We start from the raw sequence: 14,925 nt of genomic DNA, 5'->3' as shown, positions 1-14,925 counted from the left end.
CCGCGCGCGGCCCCGGGGCCCGCTGCGGGAGCGGGGGGCTGTCGGCACCGGCAACTACCCTGACGTCGTGACTCCCCCCGCAGCCGCCCCCACCCCGACCCCGGAGGCGGCCGCACCCGACCACGACGTGCGGACCCTGCTGCGCGAGCACCCCGACTTCCGCCGCATGTGGCTCTCGCTCATGCTCTCCAGCTTCGGGGACTGGCTGGGGATGCTCGCCAAGCTGGGCACCGCGGCGAGCCTGACCCTGGGGGACTCGACGCGGACCAGCGTCGCGGTCTCCACCGTCTTCGTCCTGCAGCTGGCCCCGGCCGCGCTCCTGGGCCCGCTCGCCGGCGCCCTGGCCGACCGGCTGGACCGCCGGCTGACGATGGTCGTCGGCGACGTGCTCCGCTTCGCGCTGTTCGCCTCGATCCCGCTGGTCGGGAACCTCACGTGGCTGTTCGTGGCGACGCTGCTCATCGAGCTCGTCACCCTCTTCTGGGGCCCCGCCAAGGACGCCACCGTCCCGAACCTGGTCCCGGCGAACCGGCTGGAGGCCGCCAACCAGGTCAGCCTCGTCGCCACCTACGGCTCCGCGCCCGTCGCGGGCCTGGCATTCATCCTGCTGACCCTGCTCACGGGGGTCCTCGACAACGTCCTGCCCTTCCTGGCCGGTGGCCAGTCCGACCTGGCGATGTACGTCAACGCCCTGACCTTCCTCGTCGCCGCGGCCGTCATCTGGCGCCTGGACATCCCCCCGCGCCGGGCCGCGCCGCGCGAGGGCGGGCTCGCCCCGACGCTGGGGCGCGACATCGTCGAGGGCTGGCGGTTCGTCGGGAGGACGCCGCTGCTGCGCGGGCTCGTCCTGGGGATGCTCACGGCCTTCGCCGCCGGCGGGGTCGTGCTGGGGCTCGGCCGCGCCTTCGTCACGAGCCTGGGCGCGGGGGACCCCGGGTACGGCGTCGTCGTCATGGCCGTCTTCGCGGGGGTCGCCCTCGGTGTGTGGCAGGGGCCGCGCTGGCTCAGCGGGTTCAGCCGGCGCCGCACGTTCGGGCTGGCGCTGTCCCTGGCCGGGGTCTCCCTCGTGCTCGTCGCGCTGGTCGGCGACATCGTCGTCGCGGCCCTGTTCGTCGTGGCGCTGGGCCTGTTCACGGGGCTGGCGTACGTCTCGGCGTACACGCTGCTGGGCCTGGAGGTCGACGACGACGTCCGCGGCCGCACCTTCTCCTTCGTGGGCTCCAGCACCCGCGTCGTCGTCATCGCCGTCGTCCTCGTCGCCCCCTGGGTGGCGAACGCCCTGGGCGACCGGACGTTCGCGCCCAGCCCGCACTGGTCGGTCACCTACGCCGGGTCGGCCCTGACGATGGTCCTGGCGGGGGTCGTCACGACCGCCGCGGGCGTCGTGGCGTTCCGGCAGATGGACGACCGGCCCGGCACGAGCCTGCGCGCCGACCTCGTCCGGGCGTGGAAGCAGCGCGGGGAACCCGCCGCGCCCGCCGGGGAGCCGGCCGTCCGCGGCGGGGGCGGGTTCTTCCTGGCCCTGGAGGGCGGGGACGGGTCCGGCAAGACCACCCAGGCCCGGCTGCTCGCGGCCTGGCTGGAGGAGCTCGGGCACGAGGCCGTCGTGACCCGCGAACCCGGCGGGACGGCGACGGGCCGCGACGTGCGCGCGCTCCTGCTGGAGCACCGCGACGGGCCGCCGCTGAGCCCCCGCGCCGAGGCGCTGCTGTTCGCCGCCGACCGCGCCCAGCACGTCGCCGAGGTCGTCCGCCCCGGGCTGCGGCGCGGCGCGGTCGTGCTCACCGACCGGTACGTCGACTCCTCCCTGGCCTACCAGGGCGCCGGGCGCGACCTGCCCGCGAGCGAGGTCGAGACGCTGTCGCGCTGGGCCACCCAGGGGCTGCTGCCGGACCTGACCGTCGTCCTCGACGTCGACCCCACCACCGCCGCGCAGCGCCGCGCCGGCCGGGCCGCCGAGGACCGCGTGGAGGCCGAGCCCGGGGCCTTCCACGCCCGCGTGCGCGAGCAGTTCCTGCTGCTGGCGGCCCGCGCCCCCGAGCGCTACCTCGTCCTGGACGCCACGACGTCCCCGGAGGTCGTGCAGGCGAAGCTGCGCGAGCACCTGGCCCCGCTGCTGCCGGTCCCCACCGCGACGCGGGCGGCGGCCCGGTGAGCGTCTGGGACGACGTCGTCGGCCAGGGCCCGGCCGTGGAGGTCCTGACCCGGGCCGCGCGCGCCGCCCGCCACGGCACCCCCGGCATGACCCACGCCTGGCTGCTCACGGGCCCGCCGGGGTCGGGGCGTTCCACCGCGGCGCGCGCGTTCGCGGCGGCGCTGGCCTGCGAGGACCCCGCCGAGGTCGGCTGCGGGCGCTGCGGCGGCTGCCGGACCGCGGCCGCCGGGTCCCACGCCGACGTCACCGTCTTCACGACCGAGCACATGCAGATCCGCCGCGAGGACGTCGAGCCGCTCATCGCCACGGCCCAGCGGCGCCCGTCGGTGGCGCGGTGGCGGGTCGTGGTGATCGAGGACGCCGACCGCCTCAACCCCACCTCGGGGAACGTGCTGCTGAAGACCATCGAGGAACCGCCCGCGCAGACGGTCTGGCTGCTGTGCGCGCCCGCCGTCGACGACGTCCTGCCGACGATCCGCTCCCGGGCCCGGCACGTCCCGCTGCGCGTGCCGCCGGCCGACGCCGTCGCCGAGCTGCTCGTGCGCCGCGACGGCGTCGACCCCGTGATGGCGGCCTTCGCCGCCCGCGCCGCGCAGTCCCACGTGGGGCTGGCGCGCCGCCTGGCCCGCGACGAGGGGGCCCGCATCCGCCGCCGGGAGGTGCTGCGGCTGCCGCAGCGGGTCCGCGGCGTGGGGGAGGCGGTCATCGCCGCCGGTGAGCTCGTGGAGGTCGCGGCCGAGGAGGCCGGGTCGTCCACGTCCGAGCGCGACGCCCGGGAGAAGGCCGAGCTGCTGCGCGCGCTGGGGGCCGACGGCTCCGCGACCGTGCCGCCGGCGGTCCGGGCCCAGGTCCGGCAGCTGGAGGAGGACCAGAAGCGGCGCGCGCGCCGGCACCAGACCGACGTGCTGGACCGCGCCCTCGTGGACCTGCTGGGGCTGCTGCGCGACGTCCTCGTCGTGCAGCTGGCGGCGCCGGTCGACCTCGTGAACGCGGACATGACGGCCGAGGTGCGGGCCATGGCCGAGCGGTCCACCCCGCAGGAGACGCTGCGGCGCACCGACGCGGTCCAGCTCGCCCGCGAACGGCTGGCGCAGAACGTCGCGCCGCTGCTGGCCGTCGAGGCGCTGGCCCTCAGCCTGCGGCCCCCCGGCCCGGAGCAGTGACCTCACGTAACGTGACCCGCACCATGCGCACTCCCCGAGCCGTCAGCGCCCTCGCCGTCCTGGTCCTGGCCCTGTCGGGCTGCTCGGCGCTGGGCGCGTCGAGCCCGGACCCCCGACCCGTGGGCACCGCGACGGCCGTCGCGAGCGAGAACGCCACCGACCCCGCGCTCGCGGCGTTCTACGGCCAGCGGCTGCAGTGGGTCGACTGCTCGGGGGGTTTCGAGTGCACCCGGCTGACCGTGCCCGTCGACTACGCCGACCCGGCGGGCGCCACGGCGTCCCTGGCGGTGGTGCGGACGCGGACGGCGGCGGAGGGGGAGGACCGCCTCGGTTCCCTCGTGCTCAACCCCGGGGGGCCGGGGGCCTCGGGCGTGGAGTACGCGCGGGCCGCGCGCACCGTCGTCTCGCAGGACGTGCGCGACCACTTCGACGTCGTGGGCCTCGACCCGCGCGGGGTGGGGGAGTCGGACCCGCTGCGGTGCCTGCGCGACCGGCAGGTCGACCGGTTCCTCGCCACCGACCCCACCCCCGACGACCCGGCCGAGGTGCAGGCGCTGTCGGCGCGGACCACCGAGCTGGGGCGGGGGTGCGCGGCGTCGGGGGAACTGGCCGCGCACGTCGACACGCTGTCGGCGGCCAAGGACCTGGACGTGCTGCGCGCGGCCCTCGGCGACGACAAGCTGAACTACCTCGGCAAGAGCTACGGCACCTACCTCGGCGCCTGGTACGCCGAGCAGTTCCCGCAGCGCGTGGGGCGGTTCGTCCTCGACGGGGCCATCGACCCGGCCCTGAGCAGCGAGCAGCTCAACGCCGGGCAGGCCGCCGGGTTCGAGGTCGCGCTGCGCTCCTACGTGCGGGACTGCCAGAGCGGCAGGAACTGCCCGCTGACCGGCGGCGTCGACGACGGCGTCGCGCAGGTCCGGCGGTTCCTCGAGGGCCTGGACGCCGAACCCCTGCCCACGGGCACCGGCCGACCCCTCGGGCAGGGCCTGGGGTACCTCGCCGTGGCCAACCCGCTGTACGCGCCGCAGTTGTGGCCGCAGCTGTCGAAGGCGCTGAAGGCCGCGTTCGCCGGGGACGGCTCGGTGATGCTGGCCCAGGCCGACGCCTACACCCACCGGTCCGCGGACGGCAGGTACGCCGACAACTCCGCGACCGTCATCTACGCCGTGAACTGCCTGGACCGCGACGACGACGAGAGCGAGCCGCAGGTCGCCGCGGCCGTCGAAGAGTTCGCGCGGGACGCCCCGACGTTCGGCCCGTACCTGGCCTGGGGCGGGCTGGCGTGCACGAACTGGCCCGTGGCCCCCGTCGGCCAGGTCCGCCCGGTGCACGCGCAGGGCGCGGGCCCCATCGTCGTCGTCGGCACCACGCGCGACCCCGCGACCCCGTACGCGTGGGCGCGGAGCCTGGCCGGGGAACTGTCCTCGGGCCGGTTGCTGACGTACGACGGCGACGGGCACACGGCCTACGCGACGGGGTCGTCGTGCGTCGACTCCGCCGTCGACACGTACCTGATCGCCGGTACCGCCCCCGACGAGGGGACGACCTGCGACTGACCGCTGCCGGCGCACCGGGCCGGGCGTGGCCGTGGTGGGGGTGCGGGTTCCTCAGTCGTCCAGGTGGGCGCGTTCGCCGTCCCGGTCGAAGATCGACAGGACCTCCAGCGGCCCAGACCCCGGGGCCGCGCTGATCCGGTGCGGGACCATCGTGGAGAACTCCGCGGCCTGCCCCGGCCCCACGTCGACGACCCGGTCGCCGAGTTCGAGGCGGGCCCGGCCCGACAGCACGGTGAACCACTCGCGGCCGGGGTGGACGCGCAGCCCGTCCGACGGCGCCGGCGGGGTCCGGGAGGCGGCGAAGCGCATCTTGGCGACCGTCTGCCCGGCGACGGCGCGCTCGCGCGACAGCAGCCAGGTCGTGACCCCCGAGCGGTGCCGCGGTTCGGGGCGCAGCACGACGTCCTCGTCGTCGGTGGTGGCGACGAGGTCGTCGAGGGTGGTGCCGAGGGCGCGGGCGAGGGGGACCAGCTGGTCCAGGGCGATGCGCCGGCCACCGGTCTCCAGCCGGCTCAGCGTCGAGGCGCTCATGGAGCAGCGGGCGGCCAGGTTGTCCAGGGACCAGCCGCGGGCCAGGCGCAGGCCGCGGATCCGGCGGCGGATGAGGTCGTCGATGTCTTGCTCCACGCGCAAGATGCTATGCGCAGCGCGCACGAGCCTCCTACCGTGGACGTCATGAGCCACGGCCACACCCACCCCCCGGCCCACACCCAGGCCCACACCCACCGCGCCGGTCACGAGGACGGGCACCGGCGGGCTCTCGACCTCGATGCCCTCGTCTTCGGCGACCAGCTGACCGCCGTCCTCGACACCGTCCTCGCCGAGCTCGGCGACCGCACCCCCCACCGGGTCGTGGACCTGGGGGCCGGCACGGGCACCGGCAGCCGGCTGCTGCGCGACCGCCTCCCCGGCGCCGACCTCACGGCCGTCGACAACGACCCCGGGATGCTCACCCACCTGCGCGCGCAGGGGTTCACGGCGCTCGCCGCCGACCTCGACGACGGGTTCCCCGACCTTCCCGGCGTCGACCTCGTGTGGGCGTCCTCGTCCCTGCACCACGTCACCGACCCCGCCCCGCTGCTCACCGGGGCCCGGGCCGCCCTCGCCCCCGGCGGCGTCCTCGCCGTCGTCGAGGTCGAGGGCCTGCCCGCCTTCACCACCGACCCCGCCGAGGACCGCGCCCGCACCGCCGCCCTCGCCGCCGGCTGGAACCACCACCCCGACTGGACCGCGACCCTGCGGGCCGCGGGGTTCACCGTCCAGCGCCACGACGTCACGACGACGGCGGAGCCGTCGGCGGCCGCGCAGGAGTACGCCCGGCTGTGGCTGGAGCGGTATCTGCACCTCGACGGCGCCGACGAGGGTGGCGCGCTGACCGCGCTCCTGGCCGGTGACCTCGTCCTGAGCCCCCGCGCCACCCGGGCGCTGTGGCTCGCGCGCGCTGCGTCCTGACGAGCTGCGTCCTGACGGGGGGCGTCGCCCGTGGTGAGAGGACCCCGCCACGTCCTGTAGGCTCACTGTCCGTGCCCGCGAGGGCGCACGCACCACCAGCAGTGCCGCCTTAGCTCAGTCGGCCAGAGCGACGCACTCGTAATGCGTAGGTCCGGGGTTCGATTCCCCGAGGCGGCTCCACGAAGCCCCGCAGGTCACCGACCTGCGGGGCTCTTCGCTTCCCGGTCGCGGTGACCCCCGGAGGACGTGCGCCCTCGTGGTGCTCGCTGCCACCGACCCGCCGGCGGTGCACTGGAACACGCGCGCCTGCGCCGGGTCAGGTCGTCGTACCCGGCGGCCGCCGGGACGGCGGTCACCTCGTCCTCCACCGCGCCTCTCCCAGCGGTTCCGCACCTGGCCTGCCGGCCCTTGACGACGCGGTTCGCCGCGCGCAACATGATCAGGCACTCCCACCGGTTGCCGGAGGCCGGGGCGGACCGCGACGAACTGCGCCGGACCGTCCACACCGGGCGGACGGCACCGGCCGACCTGCTGACGACGCCGGCACCGCAGGAGCGGGGACGCCCCTCGCCGTGCACCGACCGGCGGGTCCGCGACGTGGCGGCGCACGCGACCCCCTCACCCCGGACGGGGCTCACGCAGGTGCCCGCCGCCCCGCCTCCCGCGCCCTCTCAGCACCCCGTCGCACCAGCGTTCCGCACCGGTCCGGTCGTTCCCCCTGGAGGTCGTCATGACGTACGGCATCGTCGTAGAGGTCGCAGCACCGGCCGAGGCCTACGACGCGATCCACAGCGCCGTCGTGCGCGAGTCCGGCCCTCGCGTCGACGGTCTGCTCCTGCACGTCTGTCGCAGCATCGACAGCGGTTTCCAGGTGATCGAGGTGTGGAACTCCCGGGAGGAGTGCGACCGGTACACCGCGCAGGTGCTCGGCGAGGTGATGGGTGCAGTGCTCGGGCAGTACGGGCGGGAAGTCGGCCCCCCGGTGGTGCAGGAGTTCGACGTGCGCGGCCTGGTCCTCCCCGCGGCCGGGATCGCTCGCTGACCCCGGCGGCGAGCTCCGCCCAGAACCTCTCGACCTCCTCCAGCGTCTCCGCGCGGACGCAGAGGCGGAACGGTTCGCTGGTGGTGGTCGTCCCGTTCCCACGGCGCGTGGTGACCTCGTCGCGACCGCCTCGACGGTCGACGCGTCGTAGCCGACGTCGGCGAGGACGTCCAGGGTCGCGTCGAGGAGGGCGACGGCGCAGGTGGGGTCCCGCTCGCCGCCCCGACCCGCTCCCCGGGGGGCGGGGAGCGGGCCGGGCGGGTCAGGACGGGCTCAGAACGGGTAGTGCGGCAGGTCGCCGCGCACCGTGACCCACTGCACCTCGGTGAACGCCTCGAGGTTGGCCTCGGCGCCGCCGTGGCGGGAACCGGTGCCGGAGTAGCCGACCCCGCCGAAGGGGGCGAGCGCCTCGTCGTTGACGGTCTGGTCGTTGATGTGGACCAGCCCCGAGGGGATCCGCTCGGCCAGGGCCAGGCCCTTCATGACGTCCTTGGTGAGGATGCCCAGCGACAGGCCGTACTCGGTGCCCGAGGCCAGCCGCACGGCCTCCTCCACGTCGCCGAAGGCCACCACGGGCGCGACCGGCCCGAAGATCTCCTCGGCGTAGGCGGGGGCGGTCTCGGGGACGCCGGACAGCACGGTGGGCCGGTAGAAGAGCCCCTCGTAGGTGCCGCCGGTGCGCAGCCGGGCCCCGGCCTCGACCGAGGCGGTGACCACGCCGTGGATGCGGTCGCGCTGGCGGGCGTCGATGAGCGGGCCCACGGCGACGTCGTCGCCGGCGGGGTCGCCCACCGGCAGCCGCTCGGCGTGCTCGGCGAGGGCGGCCGCGTAGTCGTCGGCGATGCCCGCCGCCACGAGGTGCCGGCTGGTGGCCATGCAGATCTGCCCGGCGTGGTTGAAGGACCCGAACGCGCCCACCGAGACGGCCTGCTCCAGGTCCACGTCGTCCAGGACGATCAGCGCGCTGTTCCCGCCCAGCTCCAGGTGGACCCGCTTGAGCCGGTCCGCGGCGGCGCGGGCGATCTGCTTGCCGGCCGCGGTGGACCCGGTGAAGGCGATGACGGGGATCCGGGGGTCCTCCACCAGGGCGCCCCCGACGTCGGCGCCGCCGGGCAGGACGTGGAACAACCCCTCCGGCAGCCCGGCCTCCTCGAAGATCCGCGCCAGCACCACGCCGCCGCAGACCGCGGTGCGGGGGTCGGGTTTGCAGACGACGGCGTTGCCCAAGGCCAGGGCGGGGGCGATGGCCCGCACCGACAGGATGACCGGGGCGTTGAACGGGGCGATGACGCCGACGACGCCGACGGGCAGCCGGCGGGCCAGGGACAGCCGCGGCTGGTTCGAGCGCAGGACCTGCCCGTGGGGGTGGGAGGCGAGGGCCGCCGCCTCCCAGCACTCCTCGGCGGCCACGTCGCGGGTCTGGAACCGGGCGAAGGGGCGGATCGCGCCGGACTCGCGCACGATCCAGTCGTCGATCTCGTCGCCGTGCTCCACGAACAGCTGCGCGGCGCGGCGCAGCACCCGGGCCCGCTCGTCGTAGGGCCGGGCCGCCCACTCCCGCTGGGCCTGCTGCGCGGTGAGGGCCGCGCGCTGCACGTCCTGCGCCGAGGCGGCCCCCACAGCGGCCAGGACCTTCCCGGTGGCCGGTTCCACGGCGTCGTACTCCCCGCCGGAGCCGGTCACCCAGCCCCCGGAGTAGACCTTCCCCTGCCACGTCCTCGGCTCGAGCAGCATCTGCGCTGTCCCTCCTGTCGTCCTGCGGCGCGTCGTCGTCGGGCGCCGTCCACGTGCGAACCCCCGGCCGGTGCTCGGGAGGGGGCTGCCCGCCCCCTCCGGCCCCGCCCGGGTCGCTCGCGCACTCTGCGGGAGCCGCCGCCGAACCGCCAGTCGTCCTCCCGCCCAGCGGAAGAGCGGACCCCTCAGCGGGGGACGCGGCTCCACGCCAGCGCGATGACCCGCGCGGCCCGGTCGGCGGCGCGGCGACGGCACGCGCGGACGTTCAGCACCGCACCGGCCACGGCCGCCCCGCACGCCAGCGCGCGCCCGAGCCCGGGCAGGCCGGTCGCGCCGTCGCCCAGGAGGGCGACCCCCACCAGGTCCAGGGCGAGCACCAGCAGGGCCCCCGCCACGAACCCCGCCAGGGCCCCCACGGCCAGCGCCCCCGCCCGCCGGCCGGTCCCGGCCTCGTCCTGCACGAGCAGCGGCCACCCGGCCGGCACCGGACCCCACTCGGGTTCCGGCTGCCAGTCGGCCGGCGGGATCCACGCGGTGTTCACGTGCGGCCAGTTCGGCGGCGGGTTGAACCTCACGGCCGGACCGTAGGCCCGCCCGGGCCGCCGCCGGGACCGAACGGGCCCCGCGTCACCGGGACGGCCCCCGCGCGACCCTGCCGGTGAGGTGCGCTCACCGGCTGCGACGGCACCCTGCGAAACTGCCCCACCGTGCTGACCGACCTGCTCGACCCCGCCGCCCACGCCGACCACTGGCTGTGGGCGCTGTGCGTGCTGCTCGCCGCCGTCGTCGTGGGGGCGGTCCTGCCGGTCCTGCCGACGGGGGCGGTCGTCTCGGCCATGGCCGCCCTGGGCCACCACCGGTCCTGGCTGTCCCTGGGGGAGGTCGTCGTCGTCGGCGCCGCCGCGGCCTACGTCGCCGACCTGGTCCTCTACGCGCTGCTGCTGCGCGGGGCGCACACCGGGCCCGGGCGCTCCCTGCGCCGGCGGGCCGAGCGGTACGGGCACCTCGACGAGCTCGGCGAGCGGCTGGCCCGCCACGACGTCGGCACCCTCGTCACGTCCCGGCTGCTGCCGGGGGCCCGCGTGCCCGTCCTGGTCGCCGCGGCCGCCGCCGAGTACCCCGTCGCCCGGTTCGCCGTCGCCGACGTCGTGCCCGCCGCGAGCTGGGCGCTGGCGTACTCGGTGCTCGGGCTCGCCGGGCGCGGGGTCAGCGACCGGCCCTGGGTGGGTGCCGCGGTGGCCGTCGCGCTCGGGTTCGCGGCCTCGGGCGCCGTCAGCCTCGCGCGGCGGCTGCGGTCGCGCTGAGCTGCGCGGCCAGCTGCTCGGCCGGCAGCGGCCGGGACAGCCAGAAACCCTGCGCCGCGTCGCAGTCGGCGGCGCGCAGCGCCTCCAGCTGCCCCGCCTCCTCCACGCCCTCGGCCACCACGCCCAGGGAGAAGCTGTGCGCGGCGCCGATGACGAGCCGCACCAGGTCGGTGTGCGCGTCTTCGTGGGAGGCCACGAAGCTGCGGTCGATCTTCAGCGTGTCCACCGGCAGCCGGGACAGCTGCCCGATCGAGGTGTAGCCCGTCCCGAAGTCGTCCAGCGCCACCCGCACGCCCAGGGCCCGCAGCGCGCGCAGGTGCTCGCGGGCGGTGGGCTCGTCGAACAGCACCGTCTCGGTGATCTCGACCGTCAGCCGCTCGGGCACGATCCCGGCCCCGGCGCAGGCCAGCGCGACGTCGCCCAGCAGCCGCGGCTGGGCCAGGTGCCGGCCCGAGACGTTCACGGCGGCGTTGACGCCCGCGAGCTCACCGCCGTCCGCGTCCCAGGCGGCGAGCTGCTCGGCGGCCCGCGACAGCGCCCAGCGCCCCACCTCGCACACCAGGTCGGAGTCCTCGGCGACGGGCACGAACGCGTCGGGGCCCACGAGCCCGTGCCCGGGCCGGTCCCACCGCACGAGCGCCTCGACGGACCGCACGGCGCCGGTGCGCAGGTCCACGACGGGCTGGTAGTGCAGGACGAGCTGGCCGGCGTCGAGCCCGGCGCGCAGCGCGCCCTCCAGCTGGGTGCGCCGGGCGATGTCCCGGCGCAGGGCGTCGTCGAAGACCGCGACCGTCCCGCGGCCGGCGGCCTTGGCGCGGTAGGCGGCGGCGTCGGCCTCCAGCAGCAGGCGCTCGGCCGAGCCGCCGCCGGCGGGGCTGACCGCCACCCCGACGCTGGCGCCCACCCGCACCCGCACCCCGGCGTGCCGGCCCGACAGCTCCACGGGCGCGCTGACGGCGGCGATGACGCGGGTGCCGAGGTCGACGAGGCGGGCCTCGTCGTCGACGTGCTCGACCACGACGACGAACTCGTCCCCGCCCAGCCGCGCCGGGGCGTCCCCGCCGCGCAGGGCCCCCGCCATCCGGCCCGCCACGACGCGCAGCAGCTCGTCGCCGGCGGCGTGCCCGTGGGTGTCGTTGACGGTCTTGAAGTGGTCCAGGTCGACGAACAGCAGGCCCACCCGCCCGTCGTGGCGGGTGCTGCGGGCCAGGGCCGCCGCGACGAGCTCGGTGGCGTGCGTCCGGTTCGGCAGCCCGGTCAGCGCGTCGTGGGAGGCCTGGTGGGCCAGGACCTCCTGCAGGAGCTCGCGCTCGCGCAGCGCGCCGACCATCTGCAGCACCGAGGCGTGCACGACCTCCCCGAGCGGGCCGTGCACGGGCCGGCGCACGACCTCGGCGTCCAGCGCCCCGTCGGCCACGGCCCGGGCCTGGTCGCGCACGCGCCGCAGGTTGTCCACGGCCGCGGCCAGCCCCCGGGCCACGGTCCGGACCTCCAGGGGCCCGGACTCCTCGACGTTGACGAGGTCGCCGTCGCTGACCGAGCGCGCCTGCTCGGCCAGCCGGCGCAGCGGCACCGCGACCCAGCGGCGCAGCAGCAGGGCCGCGGCCAGCGTGCCGGCGACGATGAGCGAGCACAGGCCCACGAGCAGCCCCAGGGCCCGGCGGGCCGCGGCGGCCGGTTCCCGGGCCCGGTCCACGGCCCGCTCGCCGGTGGCGCGGACGAGGGTGCGCAGCGCCTCGTCGCGCGTGCCGTTGGCCGTCGTCAGGCCCACCAGCTGCGCCGGGGTGGGCGCCGCCCCGCCCAGCGCGGCGGCCTGCAGCGGGGCGTCCAGGGCGGCCGCGGTGGGGGCGGTGGCCGCGAGCCAGTCGTCGCGGACGGCGGGGGAGGCCTGCTCCAGCACCTCCACCGAGGCGTTGCGGTACCCGCCCCAGGCGGTGAGGAAGGCGTCCCGGTCGCCGGTGCCCCCCGTGCCCGCCGTGCCCGCCGTGCCCGCCGTGCCCGCCGCGGAGCGGACCGCGTCGGCGAGGAACAGCGGCACCTCGACGCTCGCCAGCGCCGAGGCCCGCGAGACCAGGCGCAGGTCCAGGACGGCGCGGGTGCCGGCGTCGTCGAGGCCGGCGATCCGGGAGGCGGCGAGGAGGTCCCCGACGCGGGTGGTCAGGTCGGCGGCGACGGCCTGGTAGCCGGCGAAGACGACGCTGAGGTCGGCCCCGTCGGCCGAGCGGGCCCGCAACCCCGCCACGGTCGCCGCGACCCGGTCGGCGGTCCGCCGCGCGGCGGTGGAGCGGGCGGCGGCCAGGGCCTCGTCGGTGCCGGCCCGCACGGTGCCCAGCTGCGCGGCGAGGGCGGGCCCGGCGACCACCGACAGCGAGGAGACGGTGCCGGCGTCGACGCCCACGGACGTCGCGCTGGCCGGGTCCCGCAGGACGGCCTGGCCCAGCACGGGCACGACCTCGCGGGCGACGGCGGCGCGGACGGCGTCGAGGGCGACGGCGGCGCGGACGGCGTCGGCGGCCTGCCCGGCGGCCCGGGCGCGCCCGGCCTGGTCGTCGACGGCGTACGCCATGAGGCCGACCAGCCCCACGACCGGGGCCAGGACCAGGACCAGGAGGCTGCGGTGCAGGGTGGCGGGCCGGCGCCGGTGACGGCGACCGGGGCGCCGCCGGGGGCGGGACCGCAGCACGAACGCTCCTTCGGGGAGTCACTCACCGTGTGGTGTTCCCCGCAGCGTGTCACGAAATGGTCCCGCGTCCGACGGGGACCCGGCCCGGGCCCCCGTCGGCGGGGCCGTCGTCAGGGCTTCAGCAGCACCTTGAGGGCGCCCCGGCGCGCGCTCAGCTCGTCCAGGGCCGCCCCGGCGTCGGCCAGGTCGAACTCGTGGGTGATGAGCGGGCTGGGGTCCAGGACCCCGGCGGAGAAGGCGCGCACCGCGTAGGCCCACGCCCGGGTGGGGGCCCCGAAGACCGTCAGGACGTGGACGTTGCGCGAGACCAGGTCGAGGGAGGACAGGTCGTCGTGGTCCTCGGCGGGGATGCCGGTCAGGACCACCCGCCCCCCGCGACGGGCCAGGCCCACGGCGGTCCGGGCGATGCCGGGGACCCCGGCGGCCTCGACGACGGCGTCGAACGTGGCGTCCAGCGTGCTCACGTCGCCCGTGTAGTGGGCCGCGCCGCACCGCTCGGCCAGCTCCCGGCGCTCGTCGTTGTGGTGCACGACGGTGACCTGCGCCCCGGCGCCCTTGAGCAGCTGCACGCACAGCAGCCCCAGGGTCCCGGCGCCGACGACGGCGACCTTCGACCCCACGCTGACGTCGGCGAGCAGGACGGCCTCGGCCACGCACGCGGCCGGCTCGATCCCGGCGGCCGCGCGCAGGTCGGCCCCCTCGGGCAGGACGTGCAGGTAGCGGGCGGGCAGCGTCAGCCACGTGGCCCAGCCGCCGGGCAGGGTGAACCCGGTCTCCTCGTACTCCTGCGGCCAGCCCTCGGTGTCGCCCTCCAGCGAGGCGGGGGTCCCCTCGGCGGTGCGGATGCCCTGGCCGACGACGGCGCGGCCCACGAGGGACTGCGGCACGCCCGCGCCGACGGCCGCGACGGTGCCGGACCACTCGTGGCCCGCGACGACGGGGTAGCGGACGAACTCGGCCGGGCGGGTGCCGGCGAACACCTCGCGGTCGGACCCGCAGATGCCGCAGTAGGCGACCTGGACCAGCGCCTCGCCCGGGCCCGGGTCAGGGGTGACGGTGTCGAGGAGTTCGAGGGTGCCGGGCTCGCTGATCTGGACGGCGCGGCCGGTGCGTTGCGTCATGGGCGCAAGGTATCCGGTCCGGCGGGGGTGACCCGACGCGGTGCGGGCGGCTCAGGCGGCCGGGCCCTGCGCCCGCTCGATGACCTCGCTGAGGGCGGCGACGAGCCGCTGGGCCTCGGGCAGCGACAGCTGCGCGATGTCGCCGATGAAGACGCGGGGACCGAAGCGGCGCAGGACGGTCTGGCCGTTCTCGGCGTAGGCGAGGTCGGTGGACTCCAGGCGGACGGGGCAGGGGCGCTCGGCGCCCTCGTCCCCCTCCAGCGGGACCACGCGGGCCTCGAAGCTGTGCAGCCAGCCGCCCTCGACCTCCAGGCCGCGGGCCGCCCAGGCCGGGGCGTCCCAGCGGATGACCTGCAGGTCGTCGTCGGTCACCGGGGCGGGGGCGCCCGCGGGGGTGCGCTGGTCGTCCATCGATGCTCCACAACTGAGTAGTAGGTGCTCAAGGATGCTGCTGAACGTGAGCGATTAATCGCACAGAGTCGCGAGGCTAGCCTGCCAGACCCTCGGTGATTTCGCCGCGTGTTCACAGGAACACTCTCAGTCGATCATGTGGAGACCTGGACCGTCCGTCCGGAGGTCGTCCCCAGGAGCGAGTTGCCCTCGCGTTCACCGCGGCGGCACCATCGGGACGTGCTCCCGACGCTGGTGGTGCTCGACCCGTTCTGGCCGAGCCGACGCGCGTACCTCTTCGACGGGCTGTGTCGGCGCCCCT

12 protein-coding genes and 1 tRNA gene are annotated in these 14,925 nt (G+C 76.8%); 7 read left to right on the top strand and 6 right to left on the bottom strand.

The genetic code is table 11. The features are described 5' to 3' along the window. Window positions 1-67 precede the first annotated feature (67 nt). Genes tmk through BJ968_RS08830 form a run of 3 tightly spaced genes read left to right on the top strand, consistent with a single transcriptional unit; the run spans window position 68 to window position 4,877 of the window. Window positions 68-2,155: a dTMP kinase gene (gene tmk, locus BJ968_RS08840; protein WP_343077912.1), complete on the top strand. Its 2,088-nt coding sequence runs from the start codon at window positions 68-70 to the stop codon at window positions 2,153-2,155. Continuing rightward, on the top strand, window positions 2,152-3,318 hold the full coding sequence (locus BJ968_RS08835) for a DNA polymerase III subunit delta' (RefSeq protein WP_179751025.1): 1,167 nt from the start codon (window positions 2,152-2,154) through the stop codon (window positions 3,316-3,318). Before tmk ends, BJ968_RS08835 begins: the two co-directional genes overlap by 4 nt. Before the next feature lie 23 nt (window positions 3,319-3,341). Beyond that, window positions 3,342-4,877 carry an alpha/beta hydrolase gene (locus tag BJ968_RS08830; RefSeq protein ID WP_179751023.1) on the top strand — a complete coding sequence of 512 codons (1,536 nt, stop codon included), beginning with the start codon at window positions 3,342-3,344 and terminating at the stop codon, window positions 4,875-4,877. Between the two features lie 51 nt (window positions 4,878-4,928). On the opposite strand, the gene BJ968_RS08825 is transcribed toward BJ968_RS08830, so the two are convergent. After that, complete coding sequence (locus BJ968_RS08825) at window positions 4,929-5,504, bottom strand: cupin domain-containing protein (protein WP_179751021.1); 576 nt, start codon at window positions 5,502-5,504, stop codon at window positions 4,929-4,931. Window positions 5,505-5,552: 48 nt separating this feature from the next. On the opposite strand from BJ968_RS08825, the gene BJ968_RS08820 reads away from it, so the two are divergent. The 3 genes from BJ968_RS08820 (at window position 5,553) to BJ968_RS08810 (ending at window position 7,371) form a co-directional block, all read left to right on the top strand. Then, the gene (locus BJ968_RS08820; protein ID WP_179751019.1) at window positions 5,553-6,329 is read left to right on the top strand and encodes a class I SAM-dependent methyltransferase; all 777 of its coding nucleotides are present in this window, start codon (window positions 5,553-5,555) and stop codon (window positions 6,327-6,329) included. A gap of 103 nt (window positions 6,330-6,432) precedes the next feature. Next, a tRNA-Thr gene (locus BJ968_RS08815) sits at window positions 6,433-6,509 on the top strand. A 550-nt stretch (window positions 6,510-7,059) separates the two neighbouring features. Further along, window positions 7,060-7,371, top strand: coding sequence for a hypothetical protein (locus BJ968_RS08810; protein ID WP_179751017.1), 312 nt, complete (start codon window positions 7,060-7,062; stop codon window positions 7,369-7,371). A gap of 273 nt (window positions 7,372-7,644) precedes the next feature. Here the strand turns inward: BJ968_RS08810 and BJ968_RS08805 are convergent, their stop codons facing one another. After that, complete coding sequence (locus BJ968_RS08805; protein ID WP_179751015.1) at window positions 7,645-9,105, bottom strand: benzaldehyde dehydrogenase; 1,461 nt, start codon at window positions 9,103-9,105, stop codon at window positions 7,645-7,647. 185 nt (window positions 9,106-9,290) lie between these two features. Next, complete coding sequence (locus BJ968_RS08800; RefSeq protein ID WP_179751013.1) at window positions 9,291-9,680, bottom strand: hypothetical protein; 390 nt, start codon at window positions 9,678-9,680, stop codon at window positions 9,291-9,293. A gap of 132 nt (window positions 9,681-9,812) precedes the next feature. Here BJ968_RS08800 and BJ968_RS08795 point away from each other — a divergent pair, with 132 nt between their 5' ends. Continuing rightward, the gene (locus BJ968_RS08795; protein WP_179751011.1) at window positions 9,813-10,409 is read left to right on the top strand and encodes a VTT domain-containing protein; all 597 of its coding nucleotides are present in this window, start codon (window positions 9,813-9,815) and stop codon (window positions 10,407-10,409) included. Here BJ968_RS08795 and BJ968_RS08790 read toward each other — a convergent pair. From BJ968_RS08790 to BJ968_RS08780, 3 genes are all read right to left on the bottom strand, one after another. Next, entirely contained in the window at window positions 10,378-13,092 is a 2,715-nt protein-coding gene (locus BJ968_RS08790; protein ID WP_343077911.1) for a putative bifunctional diguanylate cyclase/phosphodiesterase, read from the bottom strand. The two genes, BJ968_RS08795 and BJ968_RS08790, sit on opposite strands and share 32 nt — an antisense overlap. A 110-nt stretch (window positions 13,093-13,202) precedes the next feature. Continuing rightward, window positions 13,203-14,213, bottom strand: coding sequence for a zinc-dependent alcohol dehydrogenase (locus BJ968_RS08785; protein WP_179751009.1), 1,011 nt, complete (start codon window positions 14,211-14,213; stop codon window positions 13,203-13,205). Between the two features lie 51 nt (window positions 14,214-14,264). Next, the gene (locus BJ968_RS08780; RefSeq protein WP_179751007.1) at window positions 14,265-14,624 is read right to left on the bottom strand and encodes a hypothetical protein; all 360 of its coding nucleotides are present in this window, start codon (window positions 14,622-14,624) and stop codon (window positions 14,265-14,267) included. Window positions 14,625-14,925 lie beyond the last annotated feature (301 nt).

The sequence above is a fragment of the Kineococcus aurantiacus genome, from assembly GCF_013409345.1.
Taxonomy (GTDB): Bacteria; Actinomycetota; Actinomycetes; order Actinomycetales; family Kineococcaceae; genus Kineococcus; species Kineococcus aurantiacus.
The sequence above is the reverse complement of the archived record's forward strand: the minus strand, read 5'-3'. Positions and strand labels throughout refer to the sequence as shown.